Below are 19,756 nucleotides of genomic sequence, written 5' to 3' on the forward strand. Positions count from 1 at the left end.
CGAACGACGCCGTCTCCGACGTGAACCGGTCACCCGTGAGCTGCATACCATCACCCGAGTCACCGGCAAACCTGATGATCACCCGGTCCAGCCGGGCGACCGGCTTCCGCTCCTCGGGGAGGCCTCCGGGGTCCTTGGCTACAACTGTCATGCCGGTAGTGACTCCCGTCCGCCAAGGGGGCGGCAATGCGAACTCCGGGGCTTCGTCAAGTGTCAAGCAGGACATGACAGAGTCCACGAGCTTATCGACGAGCGCTCGCAGCGGCGCCGTTAGCCTCACTTCTGCACTCCCGGAAAACCCAACGGACTTCTCCCATAGGCCGAAGAATCACATCCGGAAGGACACCGTGAAGGCTCTAGTACTATCCGGCGGGATGGGAACCCGGCTTCGGCCCCTCACCTATTCCACGCCGAAACAGCTGATTCCGGTCGCCGGCAAGGCGGTCCTGGAACATGTCATCGACAATATCCTGGCGGCGGGCATCACGGATATCGGCGTGATCGTCGGCGACCGGGCGGACCGGATACGTGAGGTGATCGGCGACGGTTCCCGATTCGGTGCCCGCATCACCTACATACCCCAGGCCCAGCCGCTCGGGCTGGCCCACTGCGTACTGATCGCCCGGGAATTCCTGGGCGACGACGATTTCCTGATGTACCTCGGTGACAACGTACTGCCGGAGGGCATCGCGGAGATCGCCCGCACGTTCGCCGCACAGCGTCCGGACGCCCAGCTCGTCGTCCAGAAGGTCGCCGACCCCCGGGCATTCGGGGTCGCCGAGGTCGACGCGTCGGCCACCGTGACCCGGCTGGCGGAGAAGCCGGCCGAGCCGCGCAGCGATCTCGCCCTGATCGGCGTCTACTTCTTCACACCCGCCATCCACCGGGCGGTCGACGGCATCCGGCCCAGCGCCCGCGGCGAGCTGGAGATCACCGATGCCGTCCAGTGGCTCGTGGAGAACGGTGCCCGGGTGAAGGCCAGTGAGTACCTCGGATTCTGGGCCGACACCGGAAACGTCGACGCCGTCCTCGAATGCAATCGCAGGCTGCTCGACGAACAGCTCCCGCGGCGCCTCGGCGAGGTGGACGCCGTCAGTGAGCTGACCGGTCCGGTGGTGCTCGCGCCGGGCGCGCGGGTGGTGCGCTCCCGCATCGAGGGACCGGCGTTCATCGGGCCCGGGAGCGTCGTGGAGGACAGCCACATCGGGCGGTACACCGCGATCGGCGGCGGCTGCACGGTGCGGCACACCAGCGTCGAGGACTCGATCGTGCAGGACGGGTCCTCACTGTCCGACCTGCGCGGACTGAGCGGCTCGCTCATCGGCAGGACCGCCTCGGTGACGGCGACCCGCCGGCACCGGCTGATCGTCGGGGACGACTCCCGGGTGGAGGTCGCATCATGAGGATCCTGGTGACCGGCGGCGCCGGCTTCATCGGCTCGCACTATGTGCGCGCCCTGCTCGAGGACCGCTATCCGCAGGCCGTCGGCGCCCGGGTGACCGTCGTCGACAAGCTCACCTACAGCGGCAACCTCGCCAACCTGCCGATCGGCGCGGAGCGCCTGGAGTTCGTCCACGGCGACATCTGCGACGCACAGCTGCTGCGCGACCTGCTGCCCGGCCACGACTCGGTCGTGCACTTCGCGGCCGAGTCGCACGTCGACCGCTCCGTGGCGCAGGCGGCCGACTTCATCCGCACCAACGTGGTGGGCACCCAGGTGCTGCTGGACTCCGCCCGCCACAGCGGCGTGGAGCGGATCGTGCACGTCTCCACCGACGAGGTCTACGGGTCGATCCCCTCGGGCTCCTGGACCGAGACCTGGCCGCTGGCGCCGAACTCGCCGTACGCGGCGTCCAAGGCCTCCTCCGACCTGGTGGTCCGCTCGTACTGGCGCACCCACGGGCTGGACGTGTCGATCACCCGCTGCTCCAACAACTACGGCCCGTACCAGCACACCGAGAAGCTGATCCCGCTGTTCGTCACCAACCTCCTGGAGGGCAGGCCGGTGCCGCTGTACGGGGACGGGCACAACGTCCGCGAGTGGCTGCACGTCGAGGACCACTGCCGCGCCGTGGAGATGGTCCGCGCCAAGGGCCGGGCCGGGGAGATCTACAACGTGGGCGGCGGCGTGGAGCGGACCAACCTGGAGCTGACCCACGAGCTGCTCCGGCTGTGCGGCGCCGACGCCTCCGCGATCCGCCGGGTGGCCGACCGGCTCGGCCACGACGACCGCTACTCCCTCGACGGCACCAAGATCCGCGAGGAGCTGGGCTTCGCGCCGCGGGTGCCGTTCGAGCGGGGTCTGCGCGAGACCGTCGACTGGTACCGGGACAACCCCGGCTGGTGGAAGGACGTCAAGCGCGCCGCGGAGGCGGCCCGATGAGCACGGTGGCGGCTCTCCCGCGGCGCCGTGACGGCCGGGCGTCCGACACGGACCGCCTGGTCCGCTCGGCGCTCGCCCTGCACGGCCGCGGCCCGGGCACCGAGCAGGTCGGGCCGTGGCTGGCGGAACACGCACGGAACCACAGGTTCCGGGTGGAGCGCATCCCGTTCGCCGGCCTGGACGGCTGGTCCTTCGCGCCGGGGACGGGGAACCTCGTCCACCGCAGCGGCCGGTTCTTCTCGGTGGAGGGCATCCACGTCACCCACCCCGAGAACCCGGTCCCCGAATGGCGCCAGCCGATCATCAACCAGCCGGAGGTCGGCATCCTCGGCATCCTGGCCAAGGAGTTCGACGGCGTCCTGCACTTCCTGATGCAGGCCAAGATGGAGCCGGGCAACCCCAACCTGCTCCAGCTGTCGCCGACCGTGCAGGCCACCCGCAGCAACTACACCAAGGTGCACCGGGGCGCGGACGTGAAGTACCTCGAGTACTTCGTGGACGTGGCGCCCGAGCGGGTGATCGCCGATGTGCTCCAGTCCGAGCACGGCTCGTGGTTCCTGCGCAAGGCCAACCGGAACATGCTGGTGGAGGCGGAGGGCGACGTCCCGCTGGAGGAGGGGTTCTGCTGGCTCACCCTCGGGCAGATCGGCGCGCTGCTCCGCCTCGACAACGTGGTGAACATGGACGCGCGCACCGTCCTGGCCTGCGCCCCCGCACAGCCGGCCGAGCCCGGGGCGCTCCACTCCGACCTGGGGCTGCTCTCCTGGATCACCGCCGAACGCTCCCGCCACGACCGCCGGGTGCGGTCGGTGCCGCTCGCGGAGGTGACGGACTGGGTGCGCGGCGATTGGTCCGTGGACCATGTCCCGGAACGCTACTTCCGAGTGATGGCGGTGGCGGTGGAGGCCGCCAGCCGGGAGGTGGCGCAGTGGACGCAACCGTTGATCGAACCGCTCGGCCTCGGGGTCACCGCGTTCGTGACCCGGCGCTTCGGCGGCGTCCCGCACCTGCTCGCGCAGGCCCTCCCGGAGGGCGGGCTGCTGGACACGCTGGAGCTGGCTCCGACGGTGCAGTGCACCCCGGACAACCACCGCCACCTCGGCCCCGCGCGGCGCCCGCGGTTCCTGGACCTGGTGCTCGGCGCCGACGAGAAGCAGATCCGCTACGGGGCCGTGCACTCCGAGGAGGGCGGCCGCTTCTACCACGCGCAGAGCCGCTACCTGATCGTCGAGGCGGACGAGTCGCAGGCGCCGGCGCAACCGCCGCCGGGCTACTGCTGGGTGACCCCCGGGCAGCTCACCTCGCTGGTGCGGCACAGCCGTTACGTCAACGTGCAGGCGCGTTCACTGCTCGCCTGTCTCAACACCGCCGCGGTGACGCTCTGAGGGGCGTCCCGGGCCCGACAGTAAGGACTCACTCCATGGCGGCTGCGGGTACACAAGTGGCCCCGTCGGCGGGCGCTCGGCAGCGACTGGGCAGGTACGCCAGGCTGGTCAAGTTCCAGTTCGTCCTCGACTTCTTCCTCGCGCTGCTCATCGTGTGGACCGCGATGGAGCCGAGCACCCGGCTGGACGGGCAGGTGCTCCTGACGCTGCTGGTGTTCGCGCTGGGGAAGGTCGGTGTGCTGTCCGCGGTGATGACGCTGGACGACGTGACCGGCGTCAAGGACGGCAGCGACACGGCGAACTACCTCTGCGACGGCAACACCGAACTGCGTCCGCTCAAGCGCAAGCCGCTGCTCACCGGCGAACTCACGGTGCGCCAGGCGCAGCGGTTCGGGTACGTCGCCCTGGGGTGGGGGGCGCTGTGGTGGCTGGTGGCCGTGGCCGTGGCGCCGCACGCCCCCGTGTGGGGCGTCGTGGTCACCGCGCTGCTGCTGGTCTTCAGCGTGCAGTACTCCTGGGGGCTGAAGCTGAGCTACGTCGGGCTCGGGGAGCTGCTGCTGCTGTTCTCCGCCACGGCGTTCGTCGTGTCCCCCTACTCGCTGACCGTCGGTGAACTGCCCGCCCTGGTGCTGGTGGAGGCGCTGCTGTTCGGGTTCGGGCAGCTGCTGATATCGGGCTACTCCAACACCCAGGACATCAGCGGCGACGCGGCGGTCGGCCGGCGCACCGTCGCGGTGCTGGCCTCGGAAACCGGCAACAAGGTGTTCCTGGGGGCGCTGACGGCGCTGAACGTGCTGGTGGTCCTGGGCCCGTACGCCGCGGGGTGGATCTCCGGCTGGTTCGTGGTGGCGACCGTGCCGCTGATGGCGCTGCGGCTGCGCCAGTACGGGTCGTTCCTGCGCGACGGTCACGCGCTGCTGGCACGCAGCCGCGGTGTGGTGGTCTTCCGGACGACCGTCGCCTGCGTGCTGCTGTTCAATGTGGTGCACCACTGGTTCTGAGCGTGCGGGGCCCGGTACACGGAGCAGAGGCGCCGCCGCCGCTCCGCCTACCGGGCCCCGCCTTTGGGCGGGAACCGCGGTACGGAGTGCTACGCCCCCCGGGCCCGGGCGCCGCCGGACGGTGCCGCCGACGGCCGGTCCCGGCGCCCGGAGTCCTGCTTCGCCATCCAGCTGGCGACCTGGACGCGTGACGTGCACGCCAGCTTCCGCATGATCTTGCGTACGTGGTTGACGGCGGTCCACTCGGCGATGCCGAGCCGGCGGGCGATCTCCCGGTTGGTCAGGCCGCCCGCCACCAGTTCGGCCACCTCCCGCTCGCGCGGGGTGAGCGGGTTGCCGGTGCCGTCCGGTGCGTCGCGGTCGGGCTCGGCGCCCTCCAGGGGGGTGAGCACGGCGGCGACGGCGGCGTCCGGGGGTGACTGCCGGCCCGCGGCCGCCAGCTCCGCGGCCTCCTCGTCGCCCAGGCGGACCCGGGTGAGGGCGGCGACGGCGTCGACCTCCATACGGACGGGCGCGGGCGCGGCACAGCCGGTGGCGGCCCGGATGCCCGCCGCGGCTCCCAGGGCCCGGGCCGCGCGGCGCCAGGTCTCCAGGGACTGGCCGCGGCAGCGGGTGAGCAGCAGCGTGAACTTCTCCAGACCCAGGGCGCACAGCGCCAGATGCTTCAGCCCGGCGATGTCCCCGAGGGCGGACCGGTACAGGTCGACGGCGCCGTCCTGGTCGCCCAGGGCGAAGGCCACGTCGCCCAGGACGAGACGGGTCAGGGCGATGTTGCGCACGTCCCGGCGCTGTTCGAAGAAGGCGAGCGCCTCCTCGGCGAGCCGGCGGGCGCCGGCCGCGTCGCCCTCGGCGCGGCGGACCTCCGCCAGGACGCGCAGCACCTCGGCGTGCTCGGCCCCGTCGTCGCCCGCACCGGCGGCCACGCAGTCCTCGAGGCGGCGGTCGGCCTCGACCAGGTCCCCGCGCTGGAGGGCGACGAGCCCGGCGCTCCGCATGCAGACGGTCACCGAGGCGGCGTCGCCCAGTTCCTCGAAGGCCGCACGGGCCTTGCCGAGGCAGTCCTCGGCGGCGGTCATCTCGCAGGCGCTCAGCAGCAGTTCGGCGAGCGACAGGAGTGCCTTGGCCTGCTGGGGCAGGGTGAGGCCGCTGGTGTCGTCCAGCCCGGCGCGCAGCCGGGCGATGCCCTCCCTGATCTCGCCGCGCGCCTGCCAGTACTCGCGCAGGCTCGCGGCGATCCGGACGACGCCCGCCGTGTCGCCCGACCGCGCGAGGTGGTCCAGGGCGGCGGTGAGGTCCTGCCGCCAGTAGTCGACGGCGCGCAGCCACCGGCCCTGGCCGGGTCCGCGCAGCCCGCTCTCGGCGCTCTCGGCGAGGTCGACGCAGAACGCGGAGTGGGCCGCGGCGAGTTCGTCGCTCTCCCCCAGGGCGTCGGCCTCCTCCAGCAGGAACTGCCGGGTCAGGCCGAGCATGGAGATGATCAGCTCGCCGTCGGAGCATTCGCCGGTGTGCAGCAGGCTCTTGTCGACGAACCTCTCCAGCAGGCGCTGGAGTTCGCCGGCCTCGCCCGACCACACGGCCTGGGCGGTGGGCAGGTCGAAGGCCCGGTGGAACACGGCGAGCCGGCGCAGCAGGGCGCGTTCGTGCGTGTCGAGCGCGTCGAGCTGGCGGGCGATGGCCGTGCCCATGCCACGGTGCCGGGACAGGGTGTCGAACTCGGTGCCGGACAGGGCGTCGAGGCCGGCGTCCAGTTCGTCCAGGAGCCGCTGCGGGGAGAGCATCTTCATGCGGGACGCGGCGAACTCGATCGCCATCGGCAGGCCGTCGGTGCGCCGGCACAGCCGCACGACCGCGTCGCGGTTGTGCTCGGTCAGCGCGAAGTGGGGGCGGCTGACGGCGGTGCGTTGCAGGAACAGCTTGACCGAGGGGATCTCCCGCAGCTCCGCCAGGTCCGGCTCGGCGTCGTCCGGGGGCAGCTCCAGCGGGCCGAGGCGCAGCAGCACCTCGCCGTAGACGCCGAGCCGCTCGTTTCCGGTGATCAGGACCGTGAGCCGCGGGCAGTCGTTGACCAGGCGGGTGACGACCGGGACGAGGGCGGCGCGCATCCGGTCGCAGCCGTCCAGGAAGAGCAGGCAGCGGCGGGGCCGGAAGTACTGCCGCAGGAGCGTGTGCGAGGGCCGGGCGGTGCCGGTCTCCAGGCCGAGGGTCTCGGCCAGCACGGTCTCGGGGTCCTGGCCCGGCCGGGCGTCGCTCAGGTCGACGACCCATCCGCCGTCCTCGAAGGAGCCGGAGACGTCGGCGAACGCCGCCGCGGCGAGCCTGCTCTTGCCGACGCCGGCCGGGCCGGTGACGGTGACGACGCGGACGGCCGGATTGCCGAGGAGCCCGCGCAGTTCGGCCCCCTCCCGCTGCCGGCCCACGAGACAGCGGCTGGCGACGGTGAGCACACCCAGTCCGCCGGTGCTGAGCTCGTCACTGATGGTGCTCGAACTGATCGGATACATGGGCAGCCCCTATGGATCAACGGACACACGTGATGAAGGGATCCCGCTTGTTTCCGGGCAAGCCCGTGCGCAGGACGAGGCGAGGCCGTTCCGCGCCGTCCACGGTGACCCGGCGCGGGAGCGCCGCGGGGAGCCGGCCGGGCGTCGGTGTCGCGAGGCGGCGGGAGGGAACGCGCCGCGGGCGAGGAGCGGAAAGGTTCCTCCTCAGCCCGCCGGGCGCGGAACTCCCCGTCCGGGGCCGCGTGCGAGGTCCGCCGACACCGCGTGCAGTCACCCCCGTTCCATCCTGTTCCGGACAACGCCAAGGTAGTTCAGTCGCACGTGAGAGCGATTCGTTTCGGCCGGGGACCCGACGGCCTTCCCCTTCCTCCCGTACGGCGCCGCTCTCTCCGTGTTCCGGCAACCACCCGCGGTGCCCAGGGCGTTCTGCGCCGTCGGAGGCCGGCCGCACGCGGTGGCGTCCTGCCGGGGGCCCGGACCGCGCGCGGCCGGTTGGCGTGAAACCTCCCTGGTCGGGGGCTGACAATGTCAACTCCTCCGGCACAGCGCGACGGCCCGCGGGGCAACCCGCGGGCCGTCGTCGGCACGGAGGAGGACGAAGGGGCGAGGGGCGAGGGATACGAGAGGGGCTAGGGGACGTGAGGGTCAGGACGGCGTGACGATCACCGGGCCCGGCCCGTCGACCGACTCGCCCCGCTCCTCGGCGATCCGTACGGCCTCCTCCACCAGAGTCTCCACGATGAGCGACTCGGGAACGGTCTTGATCACCTCCCCCTTGACGAAGATCTGCCCCTTGCCGTTGCCGGACGCCACGCCCAGGTCCGCCTCCCGGGCCTCGCCCGGCCCGTTCACCACGCAGCCCATGACGGCGACCCGCAGCGCCGCGGGGAACCCTTCCAGCGCGGCGGAGACCTTCTCCGCCAGCGTGTGCACGTCCACCTGGGCCCGCCCGCAGGAGGGGCAGGAGACGATGTCGAGGCCGCGCTCGCGCAGCGCCAGCGCCTCCAGGATCTGCGTGCCGACCTTGACCTCCTCCACCGGCGGCGCCGACAGGGAGACCCGGATGGTGTCGCCGATCCCCTCCGACAGCAGCGCGCCGAAGGCCGCCGCGGACTTGATCGTGCCCTGGAAGGCCGGACCGGCCTCGGTGACGCCGAGGTGCAGGGGGTAGTCGCAGCGCTGCGCGAGCAGCCGGTAGGCGGCGATCATGACCACCGGGTCGTTGTGCTTGACGGAGATCTTGATGTCGCGGAAGCCGTGCTCCTCGAACAGGGAGCACTCCCACAGCGCCGACTCCACCAGCGCCTCGGGGGTCGCCCTGCCGTACTTCTCGAGCAGCCGCCGGTCCAGCGAACCGGCATTGACGCCGATCCGGATCGGGATGCCGGCGTTGGCGGCCTCCTTGGCGATCTCCCCGACCTTGTCGTCGAACTTCTTGATGTTCCCCGGGTTGACGCGTACGGCGGCACACCCGGCGTCGATGGCCGCGAACACGTACTTGGGCTGGAAGTGGATGTCGGCGATCACCGGGATCGGCGACTTCCGGGCGATGGCGGGCAGCGCCTGCACGTCGTCGGCCGAGGGCACCGCGACCCGGACGATCTGGCAGCCGGCCGCCGTCAGCTCGGCGATCTGCTGGAGCGTGGCGTTGACGTCCGCGGTCACGGTCGTCGTCATCGACTGCACCGACACCGGCGCGTCCCCGCCGACCGGCACCTCACCCACCATGATCTTCCGGGACCTGCGGCGCGGGGCCAGCGGCGGCAGGTCCGCCCCCGGCCTGATCGCGGGCATTCCGAGACCGACCGTCGTCATCGTGTGTCCCCTCCGCGTTCCCGCTCGATCAGGCGGGCCATCTCCCGCTCGAAGTCGATCACTCCCGATCCGGCCCGGTCCTCCACCGGACCGCTGATCTCCTCCACCACCGCCCTGGCGATCTCCTGCGCGGTCAGCCCGCAGCCGGAGAGCACCTGGGCGCGGCTGCCGTGCTGGAGGAAGCGCCGCGGGATGCCGAACTCCCGCAGCGGTGTGCGCACCCCTTCGTCGCGCAGGAACTGGGCGATGGTCGAACCCACGCCGCCCAGCCGGCTGTTGTCCTCGACGGTGATGGCGAAGCGGTGCCGGCGCGCGATGTCGGCGAGCGTGGGGTTGACCGGCGTCACCCAGCGCGGGTCGACCACCGTCGCGCCGATCCCGTGCGCCCACAGCACCTCGGCCACCTGGAGCGCCACCCGGGCCAGGGCCCCCACCGAGACGATCAGCACGTCCAGCGGTCCGGCCCGGTGCAGCACGTCGGTGCCGGCGAACATGGTCTTGGCGGGGATGTCCTCGCCCGTCGGGCCCTTGGGGAAGCGCACCAGGGTCGGGCCCTCCTCCCAGTCGACGGCCTCCCCGAGCAGCTCGGCGAGCCGGGCGCCGTCCCGGGGGGCGGCGATCCGCAGCCCGGGGACCACCTGAAGGACGGACATGTCCCACATCCCGTTGTGGCTGGGACCGTCGTCACCGGTGACGCCGGAGCGGTCCAGCACGAACGTCACGGCCCTTCGGTGCAGCGCCACGTCCATCAGCAGCTGGTCGAAGGCGCGGTTGACGAAGGTGGAGTAGATGGCGACGACCGGGTGGACGCCGCCCAGGGACATGCCGGCGGCCATGGTGACCGCGTGCTGCTCGGCGATGCCCACGTCGACGACCCGCTTCGGGAAGCGCTCCTGCATCGGCAGCAGACCGGTCGGCTCCAGCATGGCCGCCGTGATCGCCACGACGTCCGGGCGGCGCTCGGCGATGCGGACGAGTTCGCGCCCGAAGACGGAGGTGAACGACGGCCCCGCGGAACTCTTCAGCGGACGGCCCGTCTCGGGGTCCATCGGCTTGACGGCGTGGCCCCGGTCCAGCTCGTTCCGCTCGGTCACCGCGAAACCGCGGCCCTTCTCGGTCACCACGTGGACGACGACCGGCCGGCGCAGCTCCCGGGCGCGCCGCAGCGTCTCCTCCAGCGCCGTCACGTCGTGCCCGTCGACGGGGCCGAGGTAGGCCAGCCCCAACTGCTCGAAGAGGCCGGGCGGGCCCGGGTGTCCGGCCCGCAGCTCGCCCAGGTGGTCGGCGAACCCGCCCTGGGTGAGCGCGTAGGAGCGCTGGTTGTCGTTGAGGACGACGATCAGCGGCCGGTCCGGGCCGCCCGCGATGTTGTTCAGGGCCTCCCAGGCCATGCCGCCGGTCATCGCCCCGTCGCCGATGACGGCGACCACGGCCCGGTCGGTGCGGCCCTGGTGGGCGTCGGCGCGGGCCAGGCCGTCGGCGTACGACAGCGCGGTGGAGGCGTGGGAGTTCTCCACGAAGTCGTGCTCGGACTCCGCCGGGTTCGGGTAGCCCGACAGACCGCCCTCCTGGCGCAGCCGGTCGAAGCCGGCCGCCCGCCCGGTGACGATCTTGTGCACGTACGACTGGTGACCGGTGTCCCACAGCAGCCGGTCACGGGGGGAGTCGAAGACCCGGTGCAGGGCGAGGGTCAGTTCCACGACGCCCAGGTTGGGTCCGAGGTGACCGCCCGTCACACAGACCCGGTCGACGAGGAAGGCGCGGATCTCCGCGGCCAGGACGTCCAGTTCCTCCGTGCTCAGTTCCCGGAGCCGCTCCGGGCCGTGCACGGTTTCCAGCAATGACATGCGATCACCGGTTCCGATAGGCGACTTCGAGGGCCATCTCGCTGAGTTCGTCCCGCCACACCGGTTCGATCGCGGCCTGGTCGAGGGCCGCGCCGGCGCGTTCCACGAGCGCGTCGATGCGCGCTTCGATACGGGTCCTGCTCTCGCCGAGGAGGTCGAGCAGCGCGGCGGTGTCCCATGCGGGGCGGTTGACCAGGCAGCGCACCTGCGGGTCGCGTTCGGCGGCCTCGGCGAGCAGCAGCGTCATCTTGTGCTGCTCCAGGTCGAGTCCGACCGGCTTGCCGGCCACCGTGCTGTCGCCGAACGCGCCGATGAGGTCGTCGCGCAGCTGGAAGGCGAGCCCGAGGCACTCGCCGTACTCCTCGAACGCGCCGGTCAGGTCGGGCCGTCCGGCGAGCGCGGCCCCCAGCAGCAGGGGGCGGGTGATGCTGTAGCGGCCGGACTTGCAGATCGCGATCCACCGCGACAACTCCGGCGCGATGACGCCCTCCGCGGCCACGGCCACGTCCAGGTGCTGGCCGATCTGGATCTCGGTGACCATCTCGCCCCACACGTCGCGGGCGGCGGGCGGCAGGCCCCGGGTGAGGCGGTCGGCGTAGAGCATGGCCAGCACCCCGGAGATGAGTGCCACGCCCTCGCCGTAGCGGCGCGACTCGCCCCGCCAGCCGCGCTCGGCGTGGACCGTGGCGTGCCGCACGTGCGCCGCGGGGGCGCCGCGCCGGGTGTCGGACGCGTCGAGCACGTCGTCGTGCAGCAGCGCGCCGGTGTGGATCAGTTCGATGCCGGAGGCGGCGTCCGCCACCATCGGGTCGTCGGGGTCGCCCCCCGCGGCCAGGTACCCGGTCACGCAGAAGGCGGGGCGCAGCCGCTTGCCGCCCGCGTCGACCAGGGAGGTCACCGTGTCCACGGGCACCGCGCCCCGTTCGTCGACACCGCTCCAGCGGGCGCGTTCGTCGGCGAGGAGTTCGCCGAGACGTCGCTCGGCCCTGCGCAGCACCTCCGCGCGCGTGCCGCGCACCGCCAGCCGGTCCGTCACCGCGGTCGTCATAGTGCTCCCTCTCCCATCCGGCCGGTCAGCCGGCCTTGGCCGTGTCGATGAGGTGCGTCGGCGGATGGAAGACCACGTCCTCCTGCGCCACCCGCTCGATCTCGATGTCGCGGTACCCGAGGTCCGCGAGCCTGCGGAGCACCTGGTCGACGAGGATCTCCGGGGCGCTCGCGCCCGCGCTCAGGCCGACCACCGACACTCCGTCCAGCCAGCTCTCGTCCAGTTCCGTGACGTCCGGGACGAGATGGGCCCGCACACCGAGCCGCCGCGCCACCTCGACCATCCGCAGCGAATTGCTGGAGTTGCGGGAACCCACCACGAGCACGAGGTCGGAGCGCGGCACGACCTGCTTGACGGCGTCCTGCCGGTTCTGGCTCGCGAAACAGATGTCGTCGGTGCCCGGGCCGCGCAGATCGGTGAAGCGGCGGCGCAGCACCTCGATGATGTCGCGGGTCTCGTCCACCGACAGCGTCGTCTGGGTGAGGTAGGCCACCGGGGTGTCGGCCGGCAGGTCGAGCCGCTCGGCGTCCTCCACGGTCTCCACGATCACCGTCCGGTCCGGCGCGTGCCCGTAGGTGCCCTCGACCTCCTCGTGCCCGGCGTGTCCCACCAGCAGCAGCGTGCGTTCCTCCCGGGCGAACCGTTTGGCCTCCTGGTGCACCTTGGAGACCAGCGGGCAGGTCGCGTCGATCACCTCCAGCCGGCGGGCCCGGGCGTTGCTGCGCACCTGGGGGGAGACGCCGTGCGCGGAGAACACGCACACCGCGCCCTCGGGCACCTCCTCCTCGGAATCCACGAACACGACGCCGCGCCGCTCGAACTGCTTCACCACATAGTGGTTGTGCACGATTTCCTTGCGCACATAAAGCGGGGCGCCATGGCGTTCCAGCGCCAGCTCGATAATTGATATGGCGCGACGCACACCCGCGCAGAAACTGCGCGGTTCCGCGAGGATGACCTTCTTCTTGCGTCCCATGTTCACCCGTCTCCGCTGCGTGGTCCAACTCCCGTAGCCGACTGTGCTGTTCAGGTGCGTCGCCGGTCAACCGCATCGGTGCGGTCGGGCTCGAAGCAGTCATGTACCGCACTCGCCCCAACCGCTGAACCTTGCCAGGCCCTTGTCATTCATTACGGCTGCCCCGGATTCCTAATGTGGAGCGGACCGCACGGCGTGAATTCTTCCGGCCGCACGGCGTGAATTGAGCGGGCCGCACGGCGTGAAATGAATCGACCGAGGAGTCACATGAGTACTGCTCTGATTCGTCCCGAAGCGGTGCTCGGGGATGCGCTCGAGGACCTGGGCACGGAGCTCTTCGCGACACTGCGCCGCAGCGACCAGCGGCGCCGGGGCATGGAGTACGTCCACGGGCTGCTCTCCACCCGTGGCCGCAAGTCGATCCGGAACATGGCGGCGCTCAAGGGCGGCAGCACCGGTCAGAGCCTGCACCACTTCATCTGCAGCTCCACCTGGGACTGGATGCCGGTGCGCCGGTCCCTGGCCGGCCATCTGACCCGGCTGGCGCCCCCGCAGGCCTACGTCGCCCGACTGATGACGATCCCGAAGGTGGGGCGGCACTCGGTCGGGGTCGGGCGGTGCTTCTCGGCCGACGAGGGGCAGGCCCTCAACGCCCAGCGTTCCGTCGGGGTGTGGGGCGTCTCCGACACGCTGACGGCGCCGTTCAACTGGCGCCTGTATCTTCCGCAGGCCTGGATCAAGGACGGGCTGCGCCGCAACCAGGCCTCCATTCCGTGCGAGGCGGGGCCGGAGACGCTCGGGGACTGTGTGCTGACGGCCTGCCGGGAGAGCCTGGCCGCCTGGGAGCTGCCGGAGCGTCCGGTGGTCGTCGACATCGAGGAGGCGGACCCCGTCGCCACGCTCCGCGGGCTGCGCGCCCTGGGGTTCCCGGCGATGGTCCGGGTCCACGGCGACCTGCCGCTCACGGTGCACGACCCCGCCCTGACGGGGTACGGCTCGCACCGGCTGACGGCGCCGGAGATCATGCAGGCGGCGCGGGCCCTGTTCCGGCCCGTGGCCCGCCTGGAGACCGTCTCCCGGTCGCTGCCGGCGGTGCGCAGGACCGCGCTGGTCGCGGCGGTCGGGGTGCGGGTGCCGGGGACGGGACCGGGCGGGGCGCCGCTGGCGCTGGTCGGTGTCAGCGCTCCGGGCCGGCGCGGGCCGGCCGAGATGTGGCTGACCGACCTGCCGCATCCGGCCGCCTCGGTGCTGCGCTTCAGCGACTCGGCGCGGCGCGTCGACCGGGACTTCGACGAGGTGACCTCCCACGTCGGCATCCGCGACTACGTGGGCCGCTCCTACGGCGGCTGGCACCGGCACACCACCCTGGCCTCGGCCGCGCACGCCGTCTGGATGCTCTCCGCGACGGCCCCGCAGGCGCGGCGGGCCTCCTGACGGTGGCCGGAGCGATGGCCGGCACCGTCGCGACGTGGCCGACGTCGTCCCTTCCCCCGCGCCCCCCTGGGGGAGGGGGGCGCGGGGGAAGGGGTGAGGGGCGCGGACGCGGGGCGGCCGGAGGTCAGAGCAGGCCGTCGAGCCTGAAGTGGAGCGCCGCGATGCGCATGCGGCGCACGTGGTAGAAGCGGTGGGCGGCGTGGTTGGTGACGCCGGAGTCGAGTTCGACGGCGGCACAGCCCGCGGCACGGGCGCGTTCGACGAGGCTTTCGAACAGCCTCGCCCCGATCCCGGCCGACCGGTGGCCGGTGCCGGTGACGAGGTCCTCGACGAACAGGATCCGTCCCCGGCTGGTGGCCAGGGTGCGGTGGGTGGCCACGGCCGCGCAGGTGCCGTCCGGGAGGTGGGCGGCGGTGAACACCAGCCCCTGCGCGTGCGCTTCGGCGGCGAACCGGTCGAAGGCGTCCGCGGTCAGCTCGGGGCGCAGCGTGCGGATCAGCGGGCGTACCCCGTCGCTCATCCCCGCGGTGCCCGGTGCGACGTCGGTGATCAGCGGCCCGTCACCGGCGGGCGGTCTCCCGCCCGTCACGGCCGGGGCACCCAGGGGACGTCGTCCCAGAAGGCCAGCTGCCGGGACTTGGGCATCACGGCGGTCTCGGCCGGACGGGCGCCGCCCAGGACGAGGGTGCTCGGGGTGCCGGGCGTGAACGCCGGCCAGGGCGGCAGGCCCGGAGCCTCGGGCCGCGAGCCCCTGGCGAAGGACGCCACGATGTCCATGAAGGCGGCCGACACGCGCCGCTCGGCGGGGCCGTCGCCGAACCTGGCGACGTGCCGGGGCAGCCCGTGGGTGCCGAAGAGGAACACGGCGTCGGCGGTGTGCGGGGTGCCGAAGTACGGCGGCCGGACCGGGTGGTTCAGCTCCATCGCGTACAGCGGGCTGCGGCCGAGGCGGGCGTGCCGCTCGGCGAGCCGGACGATGCCGTGCCGGAACAGCAGATCGCCCCAGACCTCCGTCCACACGGACAGCGGATCGCCGGAGCGCCCCTCGGCCACGGCGGCGTCCCGGTACGCCTCGACGCACGCCCGGGGCAGGCCGTCCGGGCCGCCGACCCGCTCCTCGTCCGCGGCGTACAGCAGGACCTCGCGGACCGCGTGGCGCAGGGAGGCCTCGTCGACGGGTACGGGGGCGGGCTGCGGGGAGCCGGGGCCCGTGTAGAAGGAGCCCTCGGTGGCCATGTGCACGGACAGCACCGGCACGTCCGGGGTGGGCAGTTCGTGGTCGAAGCCGGGCATCCACCGGTGGTCCAGGACCGGTCCCCGGTACCAGCGCCCGGTCCGGACGGGGCGGTCCGCGGGGCGGCCGGCGAAGAAGGTGGCCGCGGCGTCCCGGAGCACCCCGGCCGGCACCGAGCGCAGCCCCGCCACGGTGGTGCCCAGGCGACGGGCCAGGATGCCGTACACGCGGCGGGAGTCCCCGGGCGTCTGCGAGGTGGCCGGGACGGTGACGTGGCATGCGCTGATGGGGACGATCCGGCGGACGGTGCCCCGCAGTTCGGGCAGGAGCGCGAGCTGCCAGGCGGAGGCCCCGCCCGCGGACGAGCCGCACACCGTGATGTCGTCCGGGTCTCCGCCGAAGGCCGTCGCGTTCTCCCGCACCCAGTGCAGCAGGGCGATCTGGTCCTGGAGCCCCCAGTTGGCGCACGAGCCGGTCCGCTCGTCCCGGAACGCCTCGTGCAGGCCGAAACCGAAGACGCCGAGCCGGTAGTTGAAGGTCACCACGACCAGGTCGCCGCGGGTCGCGAGCCGCGCACCGTCGTACGTGGGGTCGCCGCCCGAGCCCTTCTGCCAGCCGCCGCCGTGGATGTGGACGAGCACCGGACGGCGGCCCTCGACGCCGGGCGTCCACACGTTCGCGTCAGGGCAGTCCTCGGTGCCGTCGGGGTCGCTCCACTGGCAGGCCGCCGGTGCGCGGCGGGTGGCGTCCCGGACGCCGGTGAAGGGGCGCAGCGGGCGCGGGGAGGCGAACCGGAGGGCGCCGACGGGGGGTTCGGCGTAGGGGACGCCGAGGAACGCCGTGACCGGTCCGGCCCGCCGGCCGGCCAGGGTGCCGGCGGTGATCCGGGTGCGGACCCGGTCCGGCTCCCGCGGGCCGGCGTCGTTCCGTGGTCGTTCCGTTGTGCCGTACCCGGTCACGCCGGGCGGGTCGGTGGTCGCGGGCCGGGTCATGCGCGTTACTCCCTCGCTGTTGACTCGCGCGCCATCCTGGGGCCGGTGGGGTGCGGCACCAACGCGCCGCCGTGTGATCCGTCAGGTCGGGGCCGGGGCGGGGCCGGAGCCGACGGGGGCCGGGGGCCCGGACCGAGGGAGGGGCGGAGCCCGGCACCGATGGGGGGCGAGGGCCGGGACCGACGGAGGGGGCAGGGCCCGGGGACCGGCGGAGGGGCGGGGCCCGGGACCTGACAGAAAGGCCGGCCGGCGTTGGCGCGGGGCGGCGCGCTGTGTCGTCCTTGGCGGCATGCGTGCTGCCTATGTCGAGGAGCTGGGCCCGCCGGAGGCGATCCGGTTCGGCATGCTCCCCAGTCCCCTGCCCGGTCCCTCGGACGTCCTGGTCGAGGTCCTCGCGACCACGGTCAACCCGGTGGACACCTTCGTCCGCAAGGGAGTGTTCCGCACCCCGCTCCCGTTCCCCTTCGTCATCGGCCGGGACCTGGTCGGCCGGGTCCTCCATGCCGGTCCCGGCGCTCACGGCTTCGCCGCGGGCGACCTGGTGTGGTCCAACAGCCTGGGTCACGAGGGCCGGCAGGGTGCGGCCGCCGAGCGCGCGGTGGTCTCGGCGGACCGGCTCTACCACCTCCCCCAGGGCGTGGACCCCGTCGACGCCGTCGCCGTGGCGCACCCGGCCGGCACCGCCCATCTGGCGCTGTTCACCCACGGCGCGGTGCGGCCCGGCGAGACCGTCTTCGTGGGCGGGGCGGCCGGCAACGTCGGCAGCGCCCTGGTCACCATGGCCGTCGACGCCGGCGCCCGGGTCGTCGCCTCGTGCAGTCCGCGGGACGCGGACTACTGCCGGTCCCTCGGCGCGACGGCGGTCGTCGACTACCACGAGCCGGACCTCGCCGCCGCGGTCAGGGAGCGGGCCGGGGGCGGGGTCGACCTGCACATCGACACCTTCGGCGACCACGACCTGGACGTCGCGGTCGAGATGCTCGCGCCGCGGGGCCGGATCGTGCTGCTCGCCGGGGTGACGTCCCGGCCGCAGCTGCCGGCGGGGCCGTTCTTCATGAAGGACGCCTCGATCCTGGGCTTCGTGATCTCCCACGCCACCACGGACGAGCTGTCCCGGGCGGCGGTCTCCATCAACCGGCTGCTCGCCGAGAAACGGCTGCGGCCCCGGGTCACCGAGAAGCTGCCCCTCAGTGCGGCCCGCGAGGCGCACATCCGCATGGAGCGGGGCGAACTGCACGGCAGGCGACTGGTCCTGCTCACCGATTTCACTCACGAGGGAGTTGCGTCATGACGAACCAGGCGAGCCATCTGCTCGAGGGCCGCTCGGCGATCTTCGAGGTGCGGGCCGAGACGGTGATCGCGGCGTCGCCGGACACGGTGTACGACACCGTCAGCGACCTGGGCCGCAGCGGGGAGTGGAGCCCCGAGTGCACGGGCGGGACCTGGGTCGAGGGCGAACCGCGGACGGTGGGCGCCGTCTTCCGCGGCGACAACGTGCGCGGCACCGACGTGGTCGCCTGGGCGCCGGTGATCCGCGGCCCGTGGACCACCGAGTCCGAGGTGATCGAGGCCGAGCCCGGCCGGGTCTTCCGCTGGTCGATCCTGGCCGCCGACCGCACGCGGCAGGAGAGCATCTGGTCGTACGAGATCACGCCCGAGCCGGGCGGCGGCAGCCGGGTCGTGCACCACTTCCGGCTCGCCCGGCTCACCGAGGGCCTCGCCAAGATCATCTCTGGGCTGTCGGAGAGCGAGCAGAAGCGGTTCGTGACCGAGTGGAACGACAAGCTGGCCGCGGACGTCACCGCCACCCTGGACCGGCTCAAGGTCGTCATCGAGAAGGAGGCCGCGCAGTAGGGCGGCCGTCGCGGGCTCCTGCGCCGTGGCCCCCGCGTCCGGGAAGCGGACGCGGGGGCCACGGCGTGCCGTTCGGAGCGGGGGCGGGGGCCACGGCGGGCCGGCGATGCGCGTGCCGGGTGGGCCGGCGGCGCGGGTGCCGGGCGCGTGCCGTCAGCGCGGGGCGGGGAGGCCGGCGCCGAGGGCCTCGCGGCCGTGCGGGGTGTCCAGCTCCGCCGGGTCGGGGCCGGCCGGCACGATCCGGGTCGGGTTGATGCCGGGCATCCCGTAGTAGTAACTGCGCTTGATGTGGGCGAAGTCGACGGTCTGCGCGAAGCCGGGCGTCCGGTACAGGTCGCGGGTGTACGCCCACAGCGCCGGGTAGTCCTTCAGGCGCCGGACGTTGCACTTGAACAGGCCGTGGTAGACGCAGTCGAAGCGGATCAGGGTCGGCCAGAGCCGCAGGTCGGCCACGGTGACCGCGTCGCCGACCAGGTAGCGGCGGCCGCTCAGCCGCTCCTCCAGCAGGTCCAGGCGCCGGAACAGCCGGGTCACCGCCCGCTCGTAGCTCTCCTGGGAGGGGGCGAAACCCGCCCGGTAGACGCCGTCGTTGAGGTCCGTGTGCATCTCGGCGGACAGCGACTCGATCTCGTCCCGCAGGTGCTGCGGGTACAGGTCGGGCGCGCCGGCCCGGTGTTCTGCGCGCCACTCGGTGACGAAGTCCAGGACGAGCTGGTCGAAGTCGTTGCTGACGACCCGGCCCGAGGGGATGTCCACCAGCGCGGGCACGGTGACGCCGCCGGTGTAGCCGGGCTCCGTGGCCAGGTAGGCCTCGCGCAGCGCGTGGATGCCCAGCACCGGGTCGACGCCTCCCGGGCTGCCCGTCGCCTCGCTGAACACCCAGTGGTGGTCGCCGTCGATCGGTTCGCGGACCGGGTCGGTGTCGGCCAGTTGCACGGCCGTGTCCAGGCCGAGGAGCTGCCGGGCCAGGACCACCCGGTGCGACCAGGGGCAGCCCCGGTTGACGACCAGCCGGTAGCGGCCGGGTTCCACCGGCCAGCCCTCCGCGCCGTCCGCCCGTACGCGCGCTCTGAAGTGCTGGGGGGCGCGGGTGTGCTCCCGCGTGGGTATCTCGTCCGCCCGCATGGGGTTCTCCTCTGCTCGATGGTGCCGTGTGGCGGGAACCGCGGGGGGGGGGGGGGGGGGGGGGTAGGGGGGGGGGGGGGGGGGGGGGGGGGGGGGTGGGGGGGGGTGTGGGGTGGGGGTGGGGGGGGGGGGGGGGGGGGGGGGGGAGGGAGGAGGAGGTA

At 73.0% G+C, this 19,756-nt stretch carries 16 protein-coding genes; 7 read left to right on the forward strand and 9 right to left on the reverse strand.

The features are described from left to right. Positions 1 to 226: hypothetical protein (locus ACZ45Q_RS11930; RefSeq protein WP_468259487.1), on the reverse strand; the 226-nt coding region annotated here is incomplete at its 3' end. A gap of 121 nt (positions 227 to 347) precedes the next feature. Here ACZ45Q_RS11930 and ACZ45Q_RS11935 point away from each other — a divergent pair. Genes ACZ45Q_RS11935 through ACZ45Q_RS11950 form a run of 4 tightly spaced genes read left to right on the forward strand, consistent with a single transcriptional unit; the run spans position 348 to position 4,769 of the window. Then, positions 348 to 1,403, forward strand: a complete 1,056-nt coding sequence (locus ACZ45Q_RS11935) for a glucose-1-phosphate thymidylyltransferase (RefSeq protein ID WP_468259490.1) — start codon at positions 348 to 350, stop codon at positions 1,401 to 1,403. After that, entirely contained in the window at positions 1,400 to 2,383 is a 984-nt protein-coding gene (gene rfbB, locus ACZ45Q_RS11940) for a dTDP-glucose 4,6-dehydratase (protein ID WP_468258617.1), read from the forward strand. Before ACZ45Q_RS11935 ends, rfbB begins: the two co-directional genes overlap by 4 nt. Then, the gene (locus ACZ45Q_RS11945) at positions 2,380 to 3,768 is read left to right on the forward strand and encodes an NDP-hexose 2,3-dehydratase family protein (protein WP_468258620.1); all 1,389 of its coding nucleotides are present in this window, start codon (positions 2,380 to 2,382) and stop codon (positions 3,766 to 3,768) included. The genes rfbB and ACZ45Q_RS11945 overlap by 4 nt, the downstream gene beginning before the upstream one ends. A gap of 35 nt (positions 3,769 to 3,803) precedes the next feature. Further along, positions 3,804 to 4,769, forward strand: coding sequence for a UbiA family prenyltransferase (locus tag ACZ45Q_RS11950; protein WP_468258622.1), 966 nt, complete (start codon positions 3,804 to 3,806; stop codon positions 4,767 to 4,769). A gap of 89 nt (positions 4,770 to 4,858) precedes the next feature. Here the strand turns inward: ACZ45Q_RS11950 and ACZ45Q_RS11955 are convergent, their stop codons facing one another. The 5 genes from ACZ45Q_RS11955 to ispH form a co-directional block, all read right to left on the reverse strand. Then, positions 4,859 to 7,270 (reverse strand): ATP-binding protein, encoded by a 2,412-nt coding sequence (locus ACZ45Q_RS11955; RefSeq protein ID WP_468258625.1) that lies wholly within the window; start codon positions 7,268 to 7,270, stop codon positions 4,859 to 4,861. Positions 7,271 to 7,915: 645 nt separating this feature from the next. Beyond that, entirely contained in the window at positions 7,916 to 9,085 is a 1,170-nt protein-coding gene (gene ispG, locus ACZ45Q_RS11960; protein ID WP_468258627.1) for a flavodoxin-dependent (E)-4-hydroxy-3-methylbut-2-enyl-diphosphate synthase, read from the reverse strand. After that, a complete protein-coding gene (locus ACZ45Q_RS11965; protein WP_468258630.1) occupies positions 9,082 to 10,932 on the reverse strand; it encodes a 1-deoxy-D-xylulose-5-phosphate synthase in 1,851 nt (616 codons plus the stop codon). The genes ispG and ACZ45Q_RS11965 overlap by 4 nt, the downstream gene beginning before the upstream one ends. A 4-nt stretch (positions 10,933 to 10,936) precedes the next feature. After that, complete coding sequence (locus ACZ45Q_RS11970; protein ID WP_468258633.1) at positions 10,937 to 11,980, reverse strand: polyprenyl synthetase family protein; 1,044 nt, start codon at positions 11,978 to 11,980, stop codon at positions 10,937 to 10,939. A gap of 25 nt (positions 11,981 to 12,005) precedes the next feature. Beyond that, entirely contained in the window at positions 12,006 to 12,956 is a 951-nt protein-coding gene (gene ispH / locus ACZ45Q_RS11975) for a 4-hydroxy-3-methylbut-2-enyl diphosphate reductase (protein WP_468258635.1), read from the reverse strand. Positions 12,957 to 13,223: 267 nt separating this feature from the next. On the opposite strand from ispH, the gene ACZ45Q_RS11980 reads away from it, so the two are divergent. Next, positions 13,224 to 14,390: an IS701 family transposase gene (locus ACZ45Q_RS11980; protein WP_468258638.1), complete on the forward strand. Its 1,167-nt coding sequence runs from the start codon at positions 13,224 to 13,226 to the stop codon at positions 14,388 to 14,390. Positions 14,391 to 14,514: 124 nt separating this feature from the next. Here ACZ45Q_RS11980 and ACZ45Q_RS11985 read toward each other — a convergent pair whose 3' ends face one another. Both ACZ45Q_RS11985 and ACZ45Q_RS11990 read right to left on the reverse strand, forming a co-directional pair. Beyond that, positions 14,515 to 14,979 (reverse strand): GNAT family N-acetyltransferase, encoded by a 465-nt coding sequence (locus ACZ45Q_RS11985; protein WP_468258641.1) that lies wholly within the window; start codon positions 14,977 to 14,979, stop codon positions 14,515 to 14,517. Then, a complete protein-coding gene (locus ACZ45Q_RS11990; protein WP_468258644.1) occupies positions 14,976 to 16,616 on the reverse strand; it encodes a carboxylesterase family protein in 1,641 nt (546 codons plus the stop codon). Before ACZ45Q_RS11990 ends, ACZ45Q_RS11985 begins: the two co-directional genes overlap by 4 nt. 289 nt (positions 16,617 to 16,905) lie before the next feature. On the opposite strand from ACZ45Q_RS11990, the gene ACZ45Q_RS11995 reads away from it, so the two are divergent. Both ACZ45Q_RS11995 and ACZ45Q_RS12000 read left to right on the forward strand, forming a co-directional pair. Further along, on the forward strand, positions 16,906 to 17,907 hold the full coding sequence (locus ACZ45Q_RS11995; RefSeq protein ID WP_468258647.1) for an NADPH:quinone reductase: 1,002 nt from the start codon (positions 16,906 to 16,908) through the stop codon (positions 17,905 to 17,907). Next, positions 17,904 to 18,470 (forward strand): SRPBCC family protein, encoded by a 567-nt coding sequence (locus ACZ45Q_RS12000; protein ID WP_468258649.1) that lies wholly within the window; start codon positions 17,904 to 17,906, stop codon positions 18,468 to 18,470. Before ACZ45Q_RS11995 ends, ACZ45Q_RS12000 begins: the two co-directional genes overlap by 4 nt. Positions 18,471 to 18,623: 153 nt before the next feature. Here ACZ45Q_RS12000 and ACZ45Q_RS12005 read toward each other — a convergent pair whose 3' ends face one another. Then, positions 18,624 to 19,595 carry a glutathione S-transferase family protein gene (locus tag ACZ45Q_RS12005; RefSeq protein ID WP_468258651.1) on the reverse strand — a complete coding sequence of 324 codons (972 nt, stop codon included), beginning with the start codon at positions 19,593 to 19,595 and terminating at the stop codon, positions 18,624 to 18,626. Positions 19,596 to 19,756: the final 161 nt, after the last annotated feature.

The sequence above is a fragment of the Streptomyces sp. NPDC031049 genome (assembly GCF_055571015.1).